The organism is Mucilaginibacter sp. SG564 (assembly GCF_013149275.1).
Classification (GTDB): domain Bacteria; phylum Bacteroidota; class Bacteroidia; order Sphingobacteriales; family Sphingobacteriaceae; genus Mucilaginibacter.
Map to the genome: position 1 here is coordinate 15,964 of NZ_JABGNA010000004.1, position 22,893 is coordinate 38,856.

General features: G+C 42.4%; 17 protein-coding genes and 1 tRNA gene. 9 read left to right on the plus strand and 9 right to left on the minus strand.

Going from position 1 to position 22,893, the window contains the following annotated elements; translation table 11 throughout:
- Positions 1–83 precede the first annotated feature (83 nt).
- From FHW89_RS10010 to hemN, 4 genes are all read left to right on the plus strand, one after another.
- On the plus strand, positions 84–1,271 hold the full coding sequence (locus FHW89_RS10010; protein WP_172334908.1) for a PAS domain-containing sensor histidine kinase: 1,188 nt from the start codon (positions 84–86) through the stop codon (positions 1,269–1,271).
- Positions 1,268–2,320 (plus strand): response regulator, encoded by a 1,053-nt coding sequence (locus FHW89_RS10015; protein WP_172334909.1) that lies wholly within the window; start codon positions 1,268–1,270, stop codon positions 2,318–2,320. The genes FHW89_RS10010 and FHW89_RS10015 overlap by 4 nt, the downstream gene beginning before the upstream one ends.
- Positions 2,321–2,401: 81 nt before the next feature.
- Positions 2,402–3,433, plus strand: coding sequence for a 2-hydroxyacid dehydrogenase (locus FHW89_RS10020; RefSeq protein WP_172334910.1), 1,032 nt, complete (start codon positions 2,402–2,404; stop codon positions 3,431–3,433).
- A gap of 3 nt (positions 3,434–3,436) precedes the next feature.
- Positions 3,437–4,807 (plus strand): oxygen-independent coproporphyrinogen III oxidase, encoded by a 1,371-nt coding sequence (gene hemN, locus FHW89_RS10025; protein WP_172334911.1) that lies wholly within the window; start codon positions 3,437–3,439, stop codon positions 4,805–4,807.
- On the opposite strand, the gene FHW89_RS10030 is transcribed toward hemN, so the two are convergent.
- From FHW89_RS10030 to FHW89_RS10050, 5 genes are all read right to left on the minus strand, one after another.
- Positions 4,787–5,377 (minus strand): ferrochelatase, encoded by a 591-nt coding sequence (locus tag FHW89_RS10030; protein WP_172334912.1) that lies wholly within the window; start codon positions 5,375–5,377, stop codon positions 4,787–4,789. The two genes, hemN and FHW89_RS10030, sit on opposite strands and share 21 nt — an antisense overlap.
- Positions 5,280–5,483 carry a ferrochelatase gene (locus FHW89_RS10035; RefSeq protein WP_172334913.1) on the minus strand — a complete coding sequence of 68 codons (204 nt, stop codon included), beginning with the start codon at positions 5,481–5,483 and terminating at the stop codon, positions 5,280–5,282. The genes FHW89_RS10030 and FHW89_RS10035 overlap by 98 nt, the downstream gene beginning before the upstream one ends.
- Positions 5,484–5,502: 19 nt before the next feature.
- The gene (gene adhP / locus FHW89_RS10040) at positions 5,503–6,537 is read right to left on the minus strand and encodes an alcohol dehydrogenase AdhP (RefSeq protein WP_172334914.1); all 1,035 of its coding nucleotides are present in this window, start codon (positions 6,535–6,537) and stop codon (positions 5,503–5,505) included.
- A 34-nt stretch (positions 6,538–6,571) separates the two neighbouring features.
- Positions 6,572–6,916, minus strand: a complete 345-nt coding sequence (locus FHW89_RS10045) for a hypothetical protein (protein WP_172334915.1) — start codon at positions 6,914–6,916, stop codon at positions 6,572–6,574.
- Between the two features lie 943 nt (positions 6,917–7,859).
- Entirely contained in the window at positions 7,860–9,908 is a 2,049-nt protein-coding gene (locus FHW89_RS10050) for a HAMP domain-containing sensor histidine kinase (RefSeq protein WP_172334916.1), read from the minus strand.
- Positions 9,909–10,341: 433 nt separating this feature from the next.
- On the opposite strand from FHW89_RS10050, the gene FHW89_RS10055 reads away from it, so the two are divergent.
- Positions 10,342–11,154, plus strand: coding sequence for a DUF1080 domain-containing protein (locus FHW89_RS10055; RefSeq protein ID WP_172334917.1), 813 nt, complete (start codon positions 10,342–10,344; stop codon positions 11,152–11,154).
- A gap of 641 nt (positions 11,155–11,795) precedes the next feature.
- Here FHW89_RS10055 and FHW89_RS10060 read toward each other — a convergent pair.
- Both FHW89_RS10060 and FHW89_RS10065 read right to left on the minus strand, forming a co-directional pair.
- Positions 11,796–13,220 (minus strand): SusD/RagB family nutrient-binding outer membrane lipoprotein, encoded by a 1,425-nt coding sequence (locus FHW89_RS10060; RefSeq protein ID WP_172334918.1) that lies wholly within the window; start codon positions 13,218–13,220, stop codon positions 11,796–11,798.
- Positions 13,221–13,231: 11 nt separating this feature from the next.
- On the minus strand, positions 13,232–16,417 hold the full coding sequence (locus tag FHW89_RS10065; protein WP_172334919.1) for a SusC/RagA family TonB-linked outer membrane protein: 3,186 nt from the start codon (positions 16,415–16,417) through the stop codon (positions 13,232–13,234).
- 629 nt (positions 16,418–17,046) lie between these two features.
- Here FHW89_RS10065 and FHW89_RS10070 point away from each other — a divergent pair.
- Genes FHW89_RS10070 through FHW89_RS10080 form a run of 3 tightly spaced genes read left to right on the plus strand, consistent with a single transcriptional unit; the run spans position 17,047 to position 20,308 of the window.
- Positions 17,047–17,517, plus strand: coding sequence for a (2Fe-2S)-binding protein (locus FHW89_RS10070; RefSeq protein ID WP_172334920.1), 471 nt, complete (start codon positions 17,047–17,049; stop codon positions 17,515–17,517).
- Positions 17,514–18,125, plus strand: coding sequence for a hypothetical protein (locus tag FHW89_RS10075; RefSeq protein WP_172334921.1), 612 nt, complete (start codon positions 17,514–17,516; stop codon positions 18,123–18,125). Before FHW89_RS10070 ends, FHW89_RS10075 begins: the two co-directional genes overlap by 4 nt.
- Positions 18,126–18,151: 26 nt before the next feature.
- A complete protein-coding gene (locus FHW89_RS10080) occupies positions 18,152–20,308 on the plus strand; it encodes a molybdopterin cofactor-binding domain-containing protein (RefSeq protein ID WP_172334922.1) in 2,157 nt (718 codons plus the stop codon).
- Between the two features lie 519 nt (positions 20,309–20,827).
- Here FHW89_RS10080 and FHW89_RS10085 read toward each other — a convergent pair.
- A tRNA-Pro gene (locus FHW89_RS10085) sits at positions 20,828–20,901 on the minus strand.
- 221 nt (positions 20,902–21,122) lie between these two features.
- On the opposite strand from FHW89_RS10085, the gene FHW89_RS10090 reads away from it, so the two are divergent.
- Positions 21,123–22,325: an FAD-binding oxidoreductase gene (locus FHW89_RS10090; protein WP_172334923.1), complete on the plus strand. Its 1,203-nt coding sequence runs from the start codon at positions 21,123–21,125 to the stop codon at positions 22,323–22,325.
- Positions 22,326–22,329: 4 nt separating this feature from the next.
- On the opposite strand, the gene FHW89_RS10095 is transcribed toward FHW89_RS10090, so the two are convergent.
- Positions 22,330–22,737, minus strand: a complete 408-nt coding sequence (locus FHW89_RS10095; RefSeq protein ID WP_172334924.1) for a DUF4199 domain-containing protein — start codon at positions 22,735–22,737, stop codon at positions 22,330–22,332.
- Positions 22,738–22,893: the final 156 nt, after the last annotated feature.

Here is a 22,893-nt window from a genome sequence, read left to right on the forward strand (position 1 = left end):
TTTTTGCGTGAAAACAATTATATTTTATCCGGTTTCGATTGCCAATATTTGTGATCACAATCAGTATTTGATAAAACCAGCATATGGAAAACACCGCCCTGTTAAAAGCAATCATTGAAAACGCCATTGATGGTATCATTACGATCGACGGAAGAGGTATCGTAGAAACGATCAACCCCGCCGCCTGCAAGTTATTCCTTTGCAGCCCGGAAGAGGTAATCGGACAAAATATCTCTACCTTAATGCCTCCGCCTTACAAGGAACAGCATGATGAATATATCAATAGGTATCAGCGCACAAGCGAGCCGCATATCATCGGCATTGGACGGGTGGTGACGGGCTTGCGTAAAGACGGTACCACGTTCCCATTTAAGCTGGGCGTGAGCGATGTACCTTTTTCGGGGAGAAAGATCTATGCCGGCTTTATCCATGACCTTAGCCGCGAGATGGAAGCGGAAGAACAATTAAAGGAGTATGCCGCCCATCTGGAGGAATTGGTTGAGGAACGAACCTTATCGCTAAAAAAAACAGTTGAGGCCTTGCAGGAGGCCAAAGAAGAAGTAAGTCTTTCCCTGGAAAAAGAAAAAGAACTGGGGCAGTTAAAAAGCAGGTTTGTATCCATGGCATCTCATGAGTTCCGCACACCGCTAAGTGCCATACAGTTGTCATCCTCCTTAATAGAAAAATATGCACAGCCCTTTGATAATCCAAACATCGGCAAGCACGTAACCAAAATAAAAACTGCAATCGGCAACCTTACGGCTATCCTGAATGATTTTCTATCGTTGGAAAAGCTGGAAGCCGGAAAAGTAACCCCTTCATTCGAGGCTTTCGACCTGGTTAAACTTTCGGAAGAAATTACTGAAGAAATGCAAATGGTGGCCAAACAAAATCAAAGCATTATTTACCAGCATACCGGAATCAGCAGCCTCGCTATCCTAGATCAAAACTTAATCAGGAACTGCGTGATCAATCTCATCGGCAACGCAATTAAATACTCGGGAGAAAATACTTTCATAGAATTTAACACAGAGGTCAATGAACAATTTTGCCTGATTGCAGTCAAAGATAATGGAATTGGCATACCGGAAACCGATCAGAAACACATGTTCGAAGCATTTTTTCGGGCACATAACACTGGCAATATCCCGGGAACCGGATTAGGCTTGAATATCGTCGCGCGCTATGCCAACCTGATGAACGGCCAGATCGAATTTAAAAGCGACATCAACAAAGGCACCATATTCACCATTAAATTTCCAATATCATGAGCAAAAAAGTATTGATTATTGAAGACAATAATGACATCCGCGAGAACGTGGTTGAAATACTGGAACTGGCCGGTTACGAGGTAACTGATGCCAACAATGGCAAAACTGGCGTGGAACTCGCACTTAAAAATCCTCCTGATATTATTTTATGCGATATCATGATGCCCGAGCTGGATGGCTATGGTGTTTTATACATGCTGAATAAGAATCCAGAAATCAGCGCTATACCCTTTATATTCTTAACAGCCAAGGCTGAACGGATAGACTTTCGAAAAGGTATGGAGATGGGCGCGGATGATTACCTGACCAAGCCCTTTGATGACATGGACTTATTGAACGCGATCGAAAGCCGGCTGAAGAAACAGGAGGTACAGAAGAATTTTTACAGTAAATCTCTGGACCGTTTAAACAACCTGATCGGAAAAAACGATGGATTGGCAGAGCTTAAAAAGATCATCCAGGAACGTAAGGTCAGGCTATTCAAAAAAAATCAGGTGATATACTATGATGGCGATAAAGGTAATGGCCTTTACTTGGTCACCGGTGGAAAGATCAAAACGATTAAACTAGCCGAAGACGGCCGTGAACTAATGACCGGGATTTATGGTGCAGACGAGTATCTGGGTGTCAATGCGATGTTATCCAATGAAGTTTATACCGACACAGCAACGGCTCTGGAAGACAGCACGCTTTGTCTGATACCCAAAGACCAGTTGGAGCAATTACTGCATTTGTACCCGGAAGTAGCACGTGAATTTATTAAACTGCTGGCCAATGATATTCGGGATAAGGAAGATCAACTGATGCAATTGGCCTATCATTCTGTCCGAAAACGTATGGCCGAAGCGCTGTCGCGCTTGTACAAGCAGCAAAGCAGTGAGAAGGATGGGTTTAAAATTACGCGTGAAGACCTCGCCGCCATGGCAGGAATGGCGACGGAAACCGTAAGCCGCACATTGTCCGATTTTAAAGAGGAAGGGTTAATTGAGAAGAAAGGTAGCCTTATCCAGGTTCTTAATCCGGAGAAACTGGCCAAAATGAAAAACTGACTCAAATCATTATTATTGCTGACGCCGCTCATACTGGGCCTGTGGGCTTAAGGGTAATTTTGTTTTCATAAACGATAACAGATGAAAGCGGTAGCCTATAGTATCAAGCCATTTGAAAAGGAATATCTGGCAAAAGCCAACCAGAAAAAACACGACATTACGCTCATTTCAAACCCACTAAGCCCGGATACGGCCGCTTACGCGGAAGGCAAAGACGCGGTGATCGTATTTATTAATGATGATGTTTCCCGTACCGTTATTGATATACTCGCGATGCTGGGGGTCAAATATATCATTACCCGGTCCGCCGGCACAGATCATATCGACAAAGCGGCAGCCGCAAGACATGGTATCAAAATAGCCAGTGTCCCGGCGTATTCACCGAAAGCGATTGCCGAACACTCCATCGCGCTGGCCCTTGCACTCAGCCGCCATTTGATTAAAGCCAATCTGCAGGGTCATGAATTTAACTTTTCCAATGACGGACTAATCGGTTTCAACTTCTCAGGAAAAACCGTCGGTATCATCGGTATGGGGCAAACCGGTCAGGCAGCGGCGGCGATCTATCATGGCATGGGTTGTCATGTTATTGGTTATGATGTCAACACCGTTCATCATAACCGTTTTGTAAAACCAGTTGCCCTGGAAACCTTATTAAACAATTCTGATATTATTTCCCTTCACGTTCCACTTACTCCTTTAAGCAAACACCTGATTCGGGAGAAAACACTTAGCCAGATGAAAGATGGGGTAATGCTGATCAATACCGCCAGAGGGGAACTGTTAAATACAACGGATATCCTTTCGGCCCTGAACAGCGGAAAGCTGGGTTACCTCGGTCTGGATGTTTATGAATTTGAAAATGGCCTGTTTTTCGGGGACCATCAGCAGGACATGGTTAAAGATCCTTTACTACAGAAGCTGATGAGTTTCCCGAATGTATTGATCACTCCACACCAGGCCTATTTAACCAAAGAAGCTTTGCAGGAGATCGCCGATCAAACTATCAAAAGCCTGGACCTCTGGCAGCAAAATAAATGTGTGGGGAAGGCTTGCGCCTGTTCCCATGAATGTAACAAAACACCCAAACCCGAAGATTCCGTTCATTCCTGAATTATGGAAAACAGATTAAAAAAACTCACCGCTAAATATAATGTCGCGGCGCCGCGCTATACCAGTTATCCGACGATGCCTTATTGGGACAGTAATTCTTTTAACACTGCATCCTGGACAAAATCCGTTAAGCTTTCTTTTGATGAAAGTAATCAAGCATCCGGTATCAGTTTATATATTCATCTCCCTTTTTGCGAAAATTTATGCACCTATTGCGGCTGCAATACGCGTATCACCAAAAATCACCGGGTTGAAGAACCTTATATCGCTGCGGTATTAAAGGAATGGCAATTATACCGCAACATTCTCAAAGAAACACCCGTTATCCGGGAAATACACCTAGGCGGCGGTACACCCACATTTTTTAGCGTGCACAACCTGCATAAGCTGATCGACGGCTTGTTGAGGGACGTCCATATCCACAAAAATGCGGACTTTAGTTTTGAAGCACATCCGGCGAACACTACAGTGGACCATCTCCAGACTTTATTCGGTCTGGGTTTCCGCAGGCTTAGTCTCGGCATTCAGGATTTCGATCCTCAGGTACAATTGATCATCAATCGGCGGCAGACCTTTGAACAGGTGCAGACGGTTACACTGCAAGCCCGGAGAATCGGCTATACGTCCATTAATTATGATTTGATCTATGGCCTGCCATTGCAGACAATAGAAGGACTGGTCAAAACCATGAGCACAGTAGCTGAACTAAAACCGGACCGGATCGCTTTTTACAGCTATGCGCACGTGCCCTGGATAAAACCCGGCCAGCGTAAATTTACGGAAGACGATCTTCCTGATCCGGAAATGAAGGGTAAACTACAGGAAACCGGCAGGAATTTACTCATTAACCATGGCTACCGGGAGATTGGCATGGACCACTTTGCGTTGCCTGAGGATGAATTGTTTCGTGCTGAAAAACAGGGTACCCTGCACCGGAATTTCATGGGTTATACTCCACAGCATACCCGATTGCTCATCGGCTTGGGAGTTTCGGCTATCAGTGATTCATGGTATGGTTTCGCACAAAATGCAAAGACAGTGGAAGCATACCTGGAGATGATCCGTAAGGATGATCTTCCTGTTGTTAAAGGGCACCTCCTCAGTGGAACAGACCTGGTTATCCGCCAACAAATTTTAAATATGATGTGCAGAGGATATACCTCCTGGAAACAATTCCATGGAGCTAACCACGAGCTTTCAAAAGTATTAATCCGGCTGCACCCACTGGCAAGTGATGGCCTGGTGATTATAGATCCTTCAGGATTAGAGGTGACCCAGCTTGGTAAGCGGTTTCTACGCAACATCTGCATGTGCTTTGATACCCGGCTGTGGGCAGACAAGCCATCCTCTCAGTTATTTAGTATGGCTATTTAAACAAGCGGGCAGACAGATTTCTCCATTACTATCGCCCGCAGCGCGCATCAGGCAATACGTCCCCGAGGGATCACAGGCTTTTAACTGCCTTTCCGGCAAGCCATGAAAGCTGAACAACAGGTGATCATAAGGACCTCGGTCGTAATGCTGCACCTTTTCTGTGAAAACATCGATGAATATCGGATGATCATAGAACGCTCCCTTAACACTAAGCGGCAAAATATCCGGCCACCGGCTTATCACCCTCATCACTTCGGCAACTACTGAGCCCGTAGTAGTTGAAACATATTGCGGAAAAAGCGGAATAACTGTAATACTGTTGACACCGGCACATTTCAGTTTATTTAACGCCAATTCAATAGACGGATATTGATACCTCATACCGAGTTCAACGATGTAATCATTGCCCAGCTCCGGTTTGAGCAGCTGCTGTTGGAGTTTACTAAAGTGCAATAAGGGAGAACCGGTCCGGTCATTCCAGACCTGCCGGTAGAGCCCAGCAGATTTTGTTACGCGAAAAGACACAATGCCCCCCGCGCGCCAGTTGAAAGCGTAAAAAAGGGTGAACATCGATCACCCTTTTATCCATTAAAAACTCGGCCGGATATTTCCGTATATCGCCAACGGCCGGGCTGTCCGGCGTACCTAAATTGACCAGTAAAAGTTCTTTTCGCATATATAAAATGTGGAGCAGTTCAAGGTTTCGCAATTTCCAGAACCACACGTCCGTCGATCAGGCCTTTTTTCATATCACCAAATACCATATTGATATCTTCCAGCTTTGCGGCATGCACTGTTGCTTTCACCTTGCCTTCTACAGCAAATGCAATAGCCTCCTGCATATCCTTACGGTTTCCGACGATGGACCCGCGGACTGTATATCGGTTCAATACCGTATCAAATATCGAAAGATCGAAACTCCCCTTAGGCAGTCCATTCAGGGCGATGGTGCCTTTTCGGCGCAGCGCGGAAATACCCTGCTGAAAGGCTATCGGGGAAACCGCGGTAACTAACACACCGTGCATTCCTCCTGTTTCTTTTTGAAGAAAGGCTCCGGGATCCTCTTCCCTCGCATTTACTACGAGATCGGCGCCCAGTTTTCTAGCCAGATTCAGTTTATCATCAGCGATATCTATGGCAGCAACATGCATCCCCATGGCTTTCGCATACTGAACAGCCAAATGGCCAAGACCGCCAACGCCGGAAATGGCGACCCATTCTCCAGGCTTAACCTCTGTTTCCTTCAGGCCCTTGTAAACCGTAACACCGGCACAAATGATCGGCGCCATTTCCGTAAAATTAATGCCTTTTGAAAAGCGTGCTACGTATCGGGGATCAGCCAAGACATATTCCGCGAAACCTCCGTCAATACTGTAACCGCCATTCTGCTGAGTCCCGCATAGTGTTTCCCAACCAGTGATACAGAATTCACAGCACCCACAGGCGCTGTGAAGCCAAGGCACACCAACAATATCGCCTTCTTTAATGTCTTGTACATCCGCACCCATCGCAACAACATAACCAATGGCTTCGTGACCCGGTATAAGCGGAAGTTTGGGTTTTACAGGCCAATCGCCGTTACAGGCGTGCAGATCAGTATGACAAACTCCGCAGGCGATCACTTTTACAAGAATCTGATTCGCATGCGGTGTTTTTACAGCCACTTCTTCTATTTGCAAGGGTGCGCCAAACTGATGAATCACCGCTGCTTTCATTTTCTGAGGTATCATATCGCAATTATTTAAAAAAACACTGTTTCATCATTTATACAATACAGACCAACACCATCAGGGTATGAATGATGATACTGGCTGCAAAAAGCCGAAGCAATGTCCTGATTCCGGCGCCCCCCATGCCTGCTATAATATTCGCGAAGAAGAGCGTCAGTGTAACGGCCAGTACCAGTACAGGAGCGTCAAAATAGTAAATGAGCACCGCCGGAACCGGGAGAAAAAAGACACCCTGAACCACCAGGGACACCAGAAACCATAGCGTTTTATTTCCGGACTGACTTTCCATAAAAGCGGTCCATTTGCTGATAAGGTTATTTGATTTAGATTTTACTGCCGCTTTGGTATTCCATTGGGCAGATGCTGTTAAGGTTGCCATAATTGATATTTTAATAGTACAAATATCCGTTGCGGCCATAGCCTGTTCCATGATGAAGGTGTTGTTTAAAAATGATATGGATCACCTTTCATCCGGCCTGACCTGAAAACTGCCAGTAATAGTGTTTTAGCTTAATCCGAAAAATGTCATAAATAAGATATAAACCAATATAAATGCCAGAAGAAAAAAAATATATTACAGGTGAGTTGACCCACTTTTTTGCTGATTTGTACCGGTAAAAATTAGCTTCTCTTTTTTGCATTGTATTTAAATCAACAAAGTGATGCGATCAGGAATGGATCATAGTTCGGATTATTTTCAATGTATAAATATAGACCCACAGAAATCATTAAGCTATTATCATCGAAAGGCATCAATGCCTTTGACCCTGCTTATCCTCAGCGCAGCATTCATATATAGTGGTTTTAGGTTAATCAGGCATAAGCAGACAATAGCTATTCAACGAGCTTTCAAATCAGAGAACTATCAATTGGTCTGGCCAGATGAATTTAACGGAAATGGTGCTCCTGCACCAAAAAGCGGACCTTCAGATTAGGTTTTATTAGAAACAAGGAGGCCCAATGGTACCATAGAGAAAATGCATCTTGTAAAGATGGCTCGCTGGTCATTCAAGGTCGAAAAGAAACAAATCCCGGGTACGAAGAAAGAAGTGATTCAGTTAATATTATTATTACTATTGATCCCTTTTTGGATGGATACAAAAAGAAAAGGGTACATTTGAACACGGGCTCAGTTTCCAACAGATAAAAGAAAAAGCTAAAAAAAAGAAAACAAGTATGTTTTTGTGGATTGTTCAGCTACTTGGTGCATCTTTTAAAAAAAAATGATAGCTGAAGTTTTTCCGCAAGAAAAGATCGGCAACCTTTTTAACAAAAACTTTGTGAGCGTTGAGGCGCAAATGGATGAACCTACTATGGTCATACTATGGCTGTGGCAATTCTACATAAAATGTAGTTCCATTACCCAACATACTATCAAACCAGATCTTCCCGCCATGAGCCTCAACGATTTGTTTGGAAATGGCCAGTCCCAGGCCAAAAGGTTGTTCGCCTGCTGTTCCAAGTCTTTTAGCTTCTGTGAACATATCAAATATTTTACTGCTCATTTCCATCGGGATACCAATGCCATGATCTTGTACGGTGATAACCACACTCTGTGGTTTTTCCCATAATTGCACTGTAATATGGGAACCACTTGGGCTGAATTTGATAGCATTGGTGATTAAGTTGCTGACTACCCGCCACATTTTTTCGCGGTTAAGTGGTATAATTACAGGTAGCGCCTTTAAAATTAATTGCTGACCCTTAGTTTCAGCTTTAAAATTCAGGAGGTCAATGCAATAACATAGCATCTGATATAAATCTACCGGCTCCTTTTTTAATTCCTCCGTGCGGGTATGTACCTGGAGAAGATCGCTAACAAGCTCCAGCGAGTTTTGCCCGGACGTTTTGATCAGTTCCAGCATCATTCTGTCATCTTCAGAATGCTCCGATTCTTCCAACATCAGGGAGGCGACAGAGGTGATGGCTCCAATCGGGTTCCGTAAATCATGGGCAACGATCCGCATCATCCGGGTATTGTCCTCCTGGCTTTGCTCCAAAGCGCTGAGGGCCTTTTGCATATGGGTATTTTTTTCGCTGATTTGTTTGTTGGCTTTATTGGTACGTTTTAAATTGCCCCAGATCACCAAAAGGATTATGATCGCCATAATTGCAAAGGTAATAATTGCCAGCAGGTAAACTGTTTTCAGTTTATCGTCCCGGTTTAGCAGTTCTAGTTTATACTGCTGTTCTGTACTTTTAAAAGCTCCTTCCATATCCGCTTTCCGGAGATCTTTTTGGGCTTTCCTAAGCGAATCAACATAAGTGAAAAATTTTGTCTGGTAGTAATAAGCGGAATCTACATTGGGAACTTTATCATAATAAGTTCGCTTTATGCTGTAAAGGTTTACCCAATACTCATCCATATCCGGTTTTCTAATAATTTTCAATCCATTCTGTATCTCGCGGATCAATCTGGCTGCCGAATCCAATTTGGAGGCACGGATATAAAGATATGCCAGGGTAAATCTGCCCCCTATAGCATCAGTGTTATTAAACCCCAGCTGATCATTGATTCGGATACTTTCCGTTAAATAATATTCTGCTTTGTCATCAATATTCCTCCACATATAAGCGCCGCCCAGGTTGCCATAGATCATACCACGGGCTATCAGAATATCGGTTTTTTTTTGCGGAAAAAGTGACTCCATTCGGTTTATAAATGCCAATGTCCGCTTGTAGTAATAAATAGAACTATCTCTTTGATCGAGCTGCGCATAAGACAGTCCGGTCATGCGCATAATATTCTGCGGCAGCATAAAACGATTGGTGAAATTTGTCCCTGTTTCGCAATAGTTTGTTTCTTTTAAAGTTTGCTTGAAATAGGGAATTGCCTCCCGAAACTGCAACTGGTTATATCTGACCATAGCCAGTTGGTAGGTAAACGCAGACAGACTGCAACTATCCAGATTTTTTTGGGCATAGCTACGACCATTATAATAATAACCAAAAGCTTCTGTATATTTTTTTTCTGACATCAGGAGATCGCCTTTGGCAAATAGCGTATGGGCATATTCTGTTTTATACAGACTTTCCCGCCCTCTTAGAACCAATATCATACTATCAATATAAGCCTTACATTTTGTAGTATCCGGTTGGTCGTTTAAGTAAAATTTATACAAATAATTGTACTTGTTCCATAGGTCGGCCGGACCTGCTTCAGGAAAAGCCCGGTAAGCTGAGTCTACAAAGTGTAATGAAGGGTGGATTTTGCCCGCGCTCAGCAACAAATTTGCCCGGTCCAATATACTATCCGTACGGGTCGGATAGTTTTTTCCGTTTATGTCGGATTGATGACAAGCAGCTAAGATAAATGTGATGGATATTATTAAAGCTGTTTTCTTCAAATAAGCGATAGGCTGGTGGTACATTCATTGTTATTTTAGAGGGGTATTTTCTGATGTAACAAACGATGGAAACTAATTTAAATTATCCTTAATGCATTTACCTCATCGGGTAATTTATTTAATTTATACACAAAGTTATAAATGATTGATATAAAAATATTTAAATTCAGTCCGCTTAAACTTTTTTCGTAAAATCTTAGTCTGTGAACTTACTCCGAAATCCATGCCAGATCCCAGGTGTAGACCATTTTTATCATGGCACTATAACTGATATGATTAAAGATTTATCCCAATATATTGGTGTCAAATTTTCAAAATCAGAAAACAACCAATTGATATATGACTTAGGGTCTGGTAAATACCATTTCCCGATTAAAAACAAATAACTAAACATCTGAATATAAACATACTATTTTTGATTATTGAAATATATGCATAACACAATACTTTACCACTTATGAAAAAAACATCTTATTTTTTTATGCTTTCCTGCTTTCTTCTTTTGGGTTGTACCGGTACAAAAAAACTGGCCGATACTAACCACACAGACAAAGGCTGGAGGAAGCTGTTTAACGGCAAAGACATTAACGACTGGTTTGTCAAGATCAACCACCACCCGGTTGGTGAAAATTTCGGGAATACGTTTCGGGTGGAAGATGGCATGATCAGGATCAGCTATGACCAGTATGGCGATTTCAACGATCAGTTTGGCCACCTTTATTACAAAACACCGTTTTCTTACTATAAGCTGCGGTTTGAGTATCGCTTTGTTGGTAAACAGCAAAAAGGCGCACCGGACTACACCCTGCTTAATAGTGGCGTCATGTTTCATTCACAGGATCCCAGGACCATGTTAAAGGATCAGGACTGGCCTATCTCTATAGAGATGCAGTTATTAGGTGGCTTTGGTGATGGAAAGCCAAGGCCTACGGGGAATATGTGCTCACCCGGAACCGACGTTGTTTATAAAGGCAGGGTCTCGCCTGACCATTGTATCAATTCTACTTCAAAAACCTATGATGGCGAGCAGTGGGTAAAGGGCGAGCTGATCGTCCTCGGCAATAAATTAATTACCCATATCATCAACGGAGATACCGTGCTCCAATATTCCAAGCCCACCATTGGCGGCGGCGTGGCGCATGGCTATGACCTGAAGTACAAACAGGATGGAAAATCATTAAGTAGTGGCTTTATTGCCCTGCAAAGCGAGGGCCAGCCTGTCGATTTCAGGAATATAGAGATCAAGCAGTTACCGGAGACTGATCATTAAGCCAGTTATTATTTGTGCATTACCAAAAACCGGAAGCACAGGCAATATTAGCAGAGCTCGTGACTGTGGGATTCCAGGAAAAAGGTGATACGGAATTAAGGTATATTGAAGAATATACATTTCGTGAATTTGTGAACAGGTAATGTACGGCAAAGCTTGCACTATTGGTTCAGGAGGGATTTCTTATAAAAAAGCTTCGTCTCAAAATGCATCAAAATCCCTGTATTATTTAACTAAAAAAGGCATCAAAACGATGCCTAATAATTTAGATATGTTCGCTTTTGGCGGCAAGTATATGAATTCGGAGGGCAATGCATCTTTTGTAGAGCAGTTGAAACAAACCGGAAAAACACCATAACCGGCATACAGGAAGCGATGCGAGCGAAACGGAAAAAAGAATTAGGGGAAGAATAAATAGGTTATGAATAATGAGCTCATGGCCAGATGATCCAACTCCACTTATATCTATGATATTCAATTTTTTATATCAAAAAAAAAGGATGGGCACCGAATAGGGCACATTAATACAAATTCCTCCCATGGTTTTCTCAAAATACATAAACCCAGCAATCGCTGACAATTACCCGCTTTTTCGCTTAACTTTTAGGCCATATTAATTCATGATAGCGTGATCATATTTTCTATGGTTTATCCCACCATAATCTGGTATTTAAATCATCAGCGCCACCATATGGAAATGAGGCTACGGCTGCCTGGTAGTTACTGGTATTATTTGTTTGTTCTTGTGTTGGATAGCCTTCCCGACGTGGTATATGGTCGCCATTTGCCCCTGGGGCTGCAACCAGAACAGGATACCCAGTTCTTCTCCATTCGGCCCAACCCTCATAACCATGCAGGAACAGGTGTACCCACCGCTGGTAAGCAATCTGCATTATTGCTGTGGCCGGGTTATATTGAATTTGGCTTTGCGCCAGATACGCAGCCGCGCCGGCGGTACTGCCCGTCCATTGTACAATAGAGGTTTGCACAGCTAATTCGTAATTGTTTTTTGCGGTTACATCACCCCCGCCTATCCATCCCAGTTTGGCAGCTTCAGCCATGGCAAATAAAGCCTGCGCATAAGTAACCAGATAAACTGGCGAGGTTTGCTGGCGAAGAGGTGAACCCAATAATGACACGTTATTAATATCGTTAGAATTAGGAACAGCTTTGCCATATTCCAGACCAACATAATTCCCCGTGCTATTTTTATCACCAAACACTGGCAGGCGGGGATCATTTAAGGGAAGCATATAATCAACCAGGGGCTTGCTCAAAGCAAACCAATTTCTGCCCAAACGTGTAAATGAGGTATACCAATAATTTTCATTATTCGGATCAGCAGCGGATGGATAAGCCAGGTTATCACTGTTGGCCGTCATAATACCGTTAGTCAGGGCCTTGTTGAATTCATGATTTCCGGTTGCCGGATCAACTTTTGATAGTCTGAGCGCCATTAACATATGTATAGTATTACCCAGCTTTTTCCACTTGGTTATATCGCCATTATAAACAATGTCATTTTTTATAGTTCCATTTGTAGCAACTATTCCTGCATTGGCTTCATCCAACAATTTAAACCCCGCAGTATAAATGGTCTGCTGACTGTCATATTTCGGCGTAAAGTGGGCGTTTCCTTTTAACGCTTCGGTATATGGTAGGGGCCCCCAGCGGTCTGTCATATGCCAAAAGAAGTATGCCTTTAAAATTTTAGCTACTGCTATTTGGTTGGCTATAGGGCCTTGGTTAGCATCAAGCTGTGTTTGGAGTACATTCTCCAGATCGTTTAATGGGCCTGTATAAAAGCTGTAAAAATTAAAATTAACCGTAGTATACCTGCTGTTATCCGTAAATGATGTATTGGACAGGTATTGTGGGTAATGCACTCCATAAGGTGATGAGCTAAGGGTTGGCAGCGTCAGTTCGGCATTAGCGATGAGCTGTGTGCCTGATGCCTTTGTGGGATTGTTAGGATCGGTTGTAATTGATTGACTGAATTTTTTGCAGTTACTCGATAACAAAATAACAGATAGCAATAAGCAATTATGTATAAATATCTTTTTCATATTGTGATTTCTTAGAATGTCAGACTCAGGTTAAGGCCATATGAACGTACTGTGGGCAGTTCCCCTTTTTCAATCCAGCTGATGGAATTACTGCCGGAAGAAAGTTCAGATGGGTCAACTCCTTTTGGGGCTTTTTGCCAAATCATCCATGGATTACGGGCGATAAAGGCTATTTTTGCCGCTTTAAACGGAGATCCTGTTAGTATGCTTTTATCCAATGTATAGCCCAGGCTTACTTCTCTTAATTTAATATAAGATGCACTGTATATCCAATTTTCCGTCACCTGTGTGCCCAAAACATTGCGGTAATAACTCCTGGCATCTACATATGCGGTTACTTCCTGGCCAGTTGCCTTCGAGATGCCTGTTATTTTAACGCCACCTCCACTCGCTAAGGGGTCACGAACATTAAAGCCTTTGTCATTTTGTGAGGCAGTTTCTGCCGCTTGACCAGATTTTACAGCAAGCATTTGCGACCAGCTGAAAAATTGCCCGCCGTCTTGAAAATCAATCATAGCGGCCAGGTTAAATTTCCATATCCTGAAATTGTTCTGAAGACCACCGGTAAATTTGGGTAATACACTACCAAAATTATGATTGGCTTCGTAAAGCGGCATATTGTCTGTGCCCAGCAATATTTTTCCGGTTGCCGGATCGCGCTGGTAACCCTGACCTACGATGTTACCGAACCCCTGATTAACAGTGGAGTTTAGGTAAACAGACACACTTGAATAAGTTTGTACAGCCAACTGGTAGGTATTGATGCCCGGATATAGCGACTTAATCCTACTTTCGTTATGGGCTGCGTTAAATGTAACATCCCAACTAAATAGCTTCGACTGTACCGGGCGCCCGGTTAAGGAAAGCTCTATGCCTTTGTTTTCTATCAGGCCGGCATTAATCACCGTTTGATTATAGCCGCTTGCCCCAGAAACTGATAAGTTGATGATCTGATTTTTGTTTTGTTGATTATAATATGTAAACGCCAATCCGAAACGATTCTTAAAGAACTTAAGATCGGTACCCAATTCAAATGAATTAGCAAATGAAGGTTTAATGTTAGGATTCTTAAGTAAATCAGGAACTGTTAAGGGATTGATGCTTGATGTTGCGGTTGGATAAACAGTACCTAGGGCGTAAGTGAAACTTGTTTGATAGGGATCAAGGTCAGCACCTGCTATGGCATATCCAGCTCTTATTTTACCGAATGATAGCGGCTCCCATTTCAACAATTCACTAAAAACAAAACTACCTGATACGGATGGATACCAGTAGGAGTTGTTGTTGGCTGGCAATGCTGATGATATATCATTACGTATCGAAGCTTCTAAAAAATAAATGTCTTTATAGCCAAATGATCCTGTGGCGTACACACTTCTTACCTCTTTTTTCCTGATATAAGAGGTGCTTAAAGGCCTGTTAACGGAAGCCGCTATGGTATAATCACCTGGGCTGGATAAACCACCCACCGTAGCTGAATATAATTGGGAATAATTTTGCGTAAGCAGGTTGGCTCCCAACAGGAAGTTGGCCGAGAAATCATGCCATTTTTTATCGTATTGCCCTAAAAACTCATAATTATTTTCCGTGTTCTGATATTTACCGACCGCATACCCCTCATCCGATATGCCCCCCAAAGCCGTTTTATTGGTGATGTTTTGGGTATAAAAATCTGAGCGGGCAAAACCGCTTAATTTTAATCCGGGTAATATCTGGTAACTTAAGTTAACATCCCCAAAAACACGATCCCTGCTATCATTATTAAGCACTTCATATGCATCAAAAAACGGGTTATCCCAATCACTTGGTTTATTGGTTATTATTACTCCGGCCGAATTTGGGTTAACGTTCCAGTTTAAAATAGTTCCATCGGGATATTTATAATTGCGCAAACGGTTGATATCTAAATTGCGCTGAAACCATTGCTGGGCTCCGGTAAATGATCCCTGGTAACCTTGTGAAGGTCTTTGGCCACTGTTATTTGCATAACTGACATTTGCGCCCAGGGTTAATTTTGAGTTTAAGTTTAAAGAAGTGCTTAACCCCAAATTATTCCGCTTTAGTGAAGTATTGGGTATAGTGCCCTTGATGTAGTTATTGTTATAGCTGAATCTATAAGCAGCATTTTCACTTCCTCCGGTAACGGTTATGCCATTATTGATATTTTGCCCAATTTGATAGTAGTCTTTGATATTATCAGGATGTGGCACAAATGGTGTTAACTGACCGTATTGCGGGTCTTCTGGATAAAAACTGTAATACATTCTAACGGGAGTTCCGTCCATTTTAGGGCCCCAGCTTTCGTCATTGCCGTTAATATACTTTTGACCGTTAGCCAATGTGGAGAAAATTTGGTTATTACCTACACCATAAGTATTTTGGAGGGGTAAGAAGTTACCGATATGCTCAAAGGAAAAAGCACTGTTGATCGAAACTGATACATTTTTAGCTCCTTTTATCCCTTTCTTAGTGGTGATAAGTATCGCGCCATATTGCCCGCGCAATCCATACAGGGCTGATGCAGCAGGGCCTTTCAAGACACTTACACTTTCAATATCATCAGGATTGATATCCTGTGAAATATTTCCCCGGTCAACACCATTTTCTGTATCGGCAAAGTTATCCTGTGCTACGGGTGTGCCGTCTACTACCATTAATGGAGAACCGCTACCATTGAGTGAGTTAATACCCCTCAGTTTTATTTTGGCAGTTCCGCCTAAATTCGCACCGGACGAACCAGTTACCTGGGCACCGGCAATTTTACCGGCCAAATCATTGATAACGTTTTGATCTTTGGTAACCGTAAGATCCGATCCTTTTATCTGTTGAGCCGAGTACCCCAGGGATTTCTGATCTCTTTTGATACCCAAGGCAGTAACAACAACTTCATTAAGTTGTTTATTATCCTGCTTTAGCTGAATGTTGATGACGGATTCCTGCACCAGAGGCACTTCCTGTGTCAGATACCCAATAAATTTAAATACTAAGATGGGGTTATCCGTATTAATTATAATACTAAAATCGCCATTGTTGTTAGTAATAGAACCCGTAGTTGTGCCTTTCAATGAAACAGATACCCCCGGTACCGGGAGTTTATCTCTGAAGTCAATTACATTCCCTTTAATCGTGCGTTGTGCAAACAGGTTAGATGCAGAGAAAAACAGCAAAATACCCAAAAATGGTAGTTTTTTTTTCATATGTGGTAGGTTTTAGAACTGAAATTAACAAAAGTTTAACATTCAATGATTACTTTATTACTTTTTTGGAAATAAATTTTCCATATTAAATATGTTAAAATGAAAAACACATTCACATTATCACTTTTAACGGATAAGCGTTCCTTGACTCCCTACTTATGGCTTGCTCCCACTCTATTTCTATTTACAATCAATACAATTATGTTAATGTAAATAGCATTTCAATCCATAATAACGAAAAATAAAAAGGCAATAAAACAAACATCTACCTGTTTCCGGATACCCACCTGGCTCTCACCAAATGCCTGTCCCTCAAGCCGAGGAAGTGTTACTTATAATGACCGTCCAAAACAATAGATTTAACATCCTAAAGCCGGATTTGCCCGCGTTCGATGATCCGGACGAAATTGTATTTTAGCGGTTATCCTTGACTATTGATTATATAGAACGACAAAAAATACCTAATCACCGCATATTCTTCTCAAAGCAGGCAAAGAGTAATTAAAAAACAAACTGTCACAACGGACAAAAGCGAAGACTGATTGGTAATTATCCTTCAGAATATTTAATGTGCGTAGGTATTTTATATTAATTTTTAGCTTAAATTTACTTTACTAACCATTTCGTCTATGATCACCATTACCGTCAACAGTCAACGTCATGATATTGATGTTGATCCAAATATGCCGCTTCTATGGGCCATTCGGGATATCCTTGGTTTAACAGGTACTAAATTTGGTTGCGGAGCAGCTCAATGCGGAGCTTGTACCGTTCATCTGAACGGTGAAGCGGTGCGATCCTGTGTAACAAAAACAGGCCGGGCGGCCGGGCAAAATATTGTAACCATCGAGGGACTCTCCTCTGGTAATAATCACCCCCTGCAATTGGCATGGAATGAAATGAATGTTCCTCAATGCGGTTATTGTCAGTCTGGACAAATCATGTCCGCAGTGGTACTGTTGCGGGAAAATCCAAACCCCACCGATCAGGATATTGATGATGCGATGTCAGGCAACATATGCCGCTGCGGAACCTATCAGCGTATCCGTGCTGCGATACACAAAGCGGCTGCTATGCAGGCGGAAGGAGCAAAATCATGAAGAAACTGATCATCATAACCGGCATCGTGTTAATAGCAGGGATGATAACATTGTCATTCAGAGAGCTGCCGGCAACAAAAGAAAGCAGCTTTGCTACGCTGCCAAAGGATAGTATCGGCTCTGTGAAAGCATATATGTCGGTATATAAAGTATTGATGAGCGCGCGTTGCATGAACTGCCACCCCTCCGGCAATGCGCCGTTACAGGGTGATGATAATCATATTCATACCATGAATGTACAGCGGGGTGTAGATGGAAAAGGCGTCTACTCCATGCGTTGCAACAATTGCCACCAGGCAGAAAATACCGCCGGACCACATATGCCACCAGGGAATCCTAAATGGGGCTTGCCGCCTGCTCACATGCGTATGGTATTTCAGGGGCGTACGCCGCGACAACTCGCGCTACAGCTGCTTGACCCAAAGCAGAACGGCGGACGGACAAAAGCACAACTCATAGATCATATGGCTAATGATGAACTGGTCGGTTGGGCTTGGCATCCGGGAGAGGGTCGTACCCTTCCGCCGATGAGCAGACTGGCTTTCGCCACACAGGTACGTTTATGGATAGCTAAAGGCGCTTATGCGCCCTCTGCCAAAGCAAAATAAAGATTTAAACGATTATAGTAACCATTATGGAAACTAACACAATATCAAGAAGAAATTTTATAAGAGCATCCAGTCTTGTTGGAACGGCACTATGTCTGGGCTTTTATTTTCCGGTAAACGCGAAAAAGGAAATTTTAGTTGCTGGTGTATCGGACGATCAGGCGGCGTTCGAATTTAACGCCTGGATACGCATCGATACCAATGGAAAGGTTACCTTAACCGATCACCGTGCAGAAATGGGCCAGGGTTCTTACCAATCTGTACCCCAGATTATCGCCGAAGAATTAGAAGTTGATCTGAAGGATATCCATGTGATATTTGCCCAAGGTAGTCCAACGAAATACGGAAGTCAGATCACCGGGGGAAGCTCGACCATTAGAGGGGCTTATAAAAACCTGTTGAGATTAAGTGCAACTGCGCGTGAAATGCTCATTATTGCTGGTGCTGCCAAATGGAACGTTTCTGTAAGCGAATGTTATGCAGAGTCTGGCCATGTCATTCACAGGCCCACCGGCAAGAAATTGAATTACGGGGATCTGGTGACCGCGGCATCCAAACTACCGGCCCCCAAAGAGGTTAAGCTCAAAAAGGTATCTGAATATAAACTGATCCGCAAACCGCTCCAAAGACTTGATACTCCAATGAAAACTAATGGAGAAGCCATCTTCGGTTTGGATAAAAAACTACCGGGAATGCTTTATGCGGCAGTGGAGCGCAATCCAAGACTACGGGGCAAAGTAAAAAGCTTTGATGGTTCGGCAGCTTTAAAAGTTCCTGGTGTTAAGCAGGTATTTAAGGTACAAATGATTGTTTTTAATACTACCCGGGATGGGGTGGTCGTTATAGCCGATTCCACATGGGCAGCTATGCAGGGCAGGAAAGCCCTGCGCGTTGAATGGGATGACAGTGGATTTGAGCATGTGAACACCAGCGATATCTATAAAGCCCACGAGGAACTACTTAAAACGAAAGAAGGGCTTTCTTTTAAAAAGCAAGGCGAACCAGATCCCGTACTGGCACAAGCCTCAAAAAAGATAGACGTGATCTACCAGACGCCTTATCAATCGCATGGCGCTATGGAACCGCTAAATTGCGTCGCCCATTATCAAAGCGACAAAATAGAAATATGGGGACCTATACAAGCTCCAGATTGGGTGCAAGGCGACATTAGCGATAAATTCAAAATGCCGAAAGAAAAGGTCGTAGTTAATATGACATTTTTAGGTGGCGGGTTTGGGAGAAAAGCTTTTTTGGATTATACCCAGGAAGCGGTTGCCATCTCCAAGCAAATTGGCGGACCGGTGCAGGTAGTTTGGACCAGAGAAGATGATCTGACACAGGGGCCTTATCGTGCCGGGATCTCCTACCGGGGACAAGGATCGATTGAAAATGGCGAGATCAGCGCTTTGAAATTCAAAATGGCGGGTCAAAATATAGACCACTGGAATAATAACAAAAGAGATAAGGCAAATGGTAGCACAACAGAAGGATTTTTAAAGTCTTATTTCGACAATATTAAAAACATCAGCTTTGCTGACGTTCCTTATGAAATGCCCCTGCCCAACATGTGGTGGCGTTCAGTTTATGCATCTACTAATGGTTTTGCCTATGAAAGCTTCATCAATGAAATGGCTGTTTTAGCGGGACAGGATCAGCTCGACTTTCGAAGGAAATACTTAAAGGATGAGCGCTGCCAGGCTTTGATCGATAAAATGGAACAGGTTTCAGGCTGGAAATCCAGGAAAAAGAACCAAGGGTTTGGCGTAGCCATCACCGAGTGTTTTGAAACCACTGTAGGCCAGATTGTTAAAGTTTCCAGACATACCAATGGAAAAGTTAAGATCGACCAGGTTTGGGCAGTGATGGATTGTGGCTGGTATGTGAACCCCGATATTATCAAAGCGCAGGTGGAAGGATCTGTCGTAATGGGCCTTGGCGCAGCTACTATTCATGAGATCACTTTCAAAAATGGGTTAGTAGAACAAAAGAACTTTTATGACTACCTGATGCCGAGGATGAGTGACATGCCTCCAGTTGAAGTGCATATTATGGAAAACACAGCGGATGCCGGTGGCGTGGGCGAGCCGGGCCTCCCCCCTTTTGCTCCTGCGCTTACGGATGCCATTTTTGACTTAACCGGCAAAAGGATCAGGAAACTCCCATTTAATTTAAACAACGTCTAAATCCATTCATTTCCTCGGTCATTGTTTATCAAAACGGAGATAATGAACAGGCGGCTACCAACTTATAATTCCAATTGGGATAGGTAGATGTCGGTTCGTTTTTTTGTTTGATCAGAAACTCTCTAACATACCACTCGGTACTGTACTAGTTTTTCATTAATCCGCACATAGACGGGCGCAAGGCCCTTGCTGGCTTTATCCTTTTCAGAAAAAAGGACGCTGAATGAAATTGTTGTTTTCATACCATTATTCTTAAAACTCATTTGATATTATTCCCCCACCACCATAACTTTCCATTTATGCTGGGCGGATTAAAACATTAAATCAGTTACAAGCAACCTCGAGTTACGAGTAAAACGCATTGAACAATTTTAAAGATTAAAAAGAGGGTGCGAAATAGGGCATTCAGAAGTTTGGTGCTATATAGGTTGCCTTGGACTATAATTACTGAAATGGTCAAAAAAAACCCTCCAAATCTTACAATTTAGAGGGTTTTGACTCAGTTTGGTATCGCTGGTGTCGGGATGGCAGGATTCGAACCTGCGGCCTCCACATCCCAAATGTGGCGCGATACCGGGCTACGCTACATCCCGTTCCCGATTGGGTTTGCAAAAGTAGGATTTTAAATCAAGTTGCAAAACTTTTTTTAAAAGATTTTTCAAGTTAAAAGCTAACCCATTCATTAGCACAGATTTGAACTTAAAAAAATTTCAGCGTAAATGTTTATAACCTGTAATTACTATAATTTAAGATAACGAAATGCATTAAAACTTTAAATAACCAACCCTGTTGTTCAAACAAACTTTCAACAGACATGAATCTTTACGAACAGCACCCTTATTGGTTAATGAAGAATGGTATTGTTACGTCATACCCCTCTTTGCAACAAAATCTACAAATAGACGTAGCTATTATGGGTGCGGGCATAAGCGCTGCTTTAACTGCTTATAATTTACGAAATTCGGGATTATCTGTTGCCGTTTTCGATAAAGGCCACACTGCCATGGGCAGTACCGCCGCGAGTACTGCTTTTTTACAATATGAGATAGATACACCATTAATCCAACTGAAAAACCTGGTTGGAGAAAAGGATGCAGTTAAAAGTTATGAGCTTTGCCGTAAGGCGATATATGATATCGGCGATCTTTGCCAGACATTCAAACCTAAATTTGATTTTCACTTACGACCGAGCCTACAATACGCCAGTTTTAAAACCCACACTAAAGCTTTACAAGATGAATTCAGTCTTCGGAAAAAACACGGTTTTAAAGTGGAATGGCTTGAAAACGCAGATGTAAGAAAAAAATTCAATTTTGACGCGCCAGGCGCCTTGTTTTCTGTCGATGGTGGTGAGATAGACGCGTATTTGTTTACACATGCCTTATTTAAAAGCTTTCAGAGTTCGGGTCACCAGGTTTATAATAAAACAGGTGTAAAACATATTGAATATGCGAAGCAGAATATTATACTGCATACTAACAATAGTTACACGGTAAAAGCAAAAAAACTGATCATAGCCTGCGGTTACGAAAGCCTGCAATATATCCCAAAAAAAATCGCAGACATCAACTCAACCTATGCTTTGGTATCAGAGCCATTACCAGATGAATTCTTTTGGCATAAAAACAGCCTGATATGGGAAACCGCCACCCCTTATATGTATTTCAGGGTAGTTAGCGAAAATCGAATTTTGGTAGGCGGTAGAGATGATCCGTTTCACCACCCTCACATTCACCCTTCGGTAATTAGCCGGAAAACAGAGATGTTACAGAAAGCTTTTTTGAAAAGAATGCCGCACATTCCTCTGGTGCCCGATTTTAGCTGGGCAGGCGCGTTTGCCTCAACAAAGGATGGCTTACCCTATATAGGTTCGATACCGGAAAGACCAAATACTTTCTTTGCACTGGGTTTTGGCGGTAATGGAATAACCTTCAGTGTGATAGCAGCAGAAATTATACATGACTTGATAATGGGTAAAAAAAATAACAACGCTGATATTTTCAGGTTTAACAGATGATAACCTAGTTCAGCTTACCCGGACGATTCATCAGAGCCACAGATACAGCTACACAAATCAACACCCCTATTAGCGCTCCGCCCAATAAACGACCAGAAAAACCCAGAAAGTTATTACCCTGATCCACATAATTAAGATATACAAGCCCGGCCAGACAGGCAACTATACCACCAATGACTAATATTCTGAAACTTTGAAAAAATGCTTCGAAAAAACTAAGGTTATTGTCTTTCTCATTCTCCTTATAACTTTTCACCCCCATGTAAACACCTACTAATGGTATTAAAATAGATAAGTATTCAATAGGATACACATGGTTACCCGAATTACTGTAACCAAACGTATGCATCACGAACAACCAGGTTCCGCTAAATATACCTACAACTAAGCCGCTAACAAATGCATTTTTCATCAGATCAGTATTAAATAATGCGTCTTATTAAATTTACATATAAAAAAGGGAATATTCAAAGGCAATTATTTTATCTATTGATCCTTTTACAGAAGAAACACGCACATCCCTACCTGTTTCATTAATCATATACATTTTATTAAAACACGCTCGCTC

Excerpts from the sequence above, each read along its gene's own strand:
- FHW89_RS10075 (WP_172334921.1), top strand. The coding sequence starts at position 17,514 with ATGAAGAAACTGATCATCATAACCGGCATCGTGTTAATAGCAGGGATG.
- FHW89_RS10095 (WP_172334924.1), bottom strand. The coding sequence starts at position 22,737 with ATGAAAAATGCATTTGTTAGCGGCTTAGTTGTAGGTATATTTAGCGGA.
- FHW89_RS10070 (WP_172334920.1), top strand. The coding sequence starts at position 17,047 with ATGATCACCATTACCGTCAACAGTCAACGTCATGATATTGATGTTGAT.
- adhP (WP_172334914.1), bottom strand. The coding sequence starts at position 6,537 with ATGATACCTCAGAAAATGAAAGCAGCGGTGATTCATCAGTTTGGCGCA.
- FHW89_RS10060 (WP_172334918.1), bottom strand. The coding sequence starts at position 13,220 with ATGAAAAAGATATTTATACATAATTGCTTATTGCTATCTGTTATTTTG.
- FHW89_RS10080 (WP_172334922.1), top strand. The coding sequence starts at position 18,152 with ATGGAAACTAACACAATATCAAGAAGAAATTTTATAAGAGCATCCAGT.
- FHW89_RS10010 (WP_172334908.1), top strand. The coding sequence starts at position 84 with ATGGAAAACACCGCCCTGTTAAAAGCAATCATTGAAAACGCCATTGAT.
- FHW89_RS10035 (WP_172334913.1), bottom strand. The coding sequence starts at position 5,483 with ATGCGAAAAGAACTTTTACTGGTCAATTTAGGTACGCCGGACAGCCCG.
- FHW89_RS10065 (WP_172334919.1), bottom strand. The coding sequence starts at position 16,417 with ATGAAAAAAAAACTACCATTTTTGGGTATTTTGCTGTTTTTCTCTGCA.
- FHW89_RS10015 (WP_172334909.1), top strand. The coding sequence starts at position 1,268 with ATGAGCAAAAAAGTATTGATTATTGAAGACAATAATGACATCCGCGAG.
- FHW89_RS10055 (WP_172334917.1), top strand. The coding sequence starts at position 10,342 with ATGAAAAAAACATCTTATTTTTTTATGCTTTCCTGCTTTCTTCTTTTG.
- hemN (WP_172334911.1), top strand. The coding sequence starts at position 3,437 with ATGGAAAACAGATTAAAAAAACTCACCGCTAAATATAATGTCGCGGCG.
- FHW89_RS10045 (WP_172334915.1), bottom strand. The coding sequence starts at position 6,916 with ATGGCAACCTTAACAGCATCTGCCCAATGGAATACCAAAGCGGCAGTA.
- FHW89_RS10020 (WP_172334910.1), top strand. The coding sequence starts at position 2,402 with ATGAAAGCGGTAGCCTATAGTATCAAGCCATTTGAAAAGGAATATCTG.
- FHW89_RS10090 (WP_172334923.1), top strand. The coding sequence starts at position 21,123 with ATGAATCTTTACGAACAGCACCCTTATTGGTTAATGAAGAATGGTATT.
- FHW89_RS10050 (WP_172334916.1), bottom strand. The coding sequence starts at position 9,908 with ATGTACCACCAGCCTATCGCTTATTTGAAGAAAACAGCTTTAATAATA.
- FHW89_RS10030 (WP_172334912.1), bottom strand. The coding sequence starts at position 5,377 with ATGTTCACCCTTTTTTACGCTTTCAACTGGCGCGCGGGGGGCATTGTG.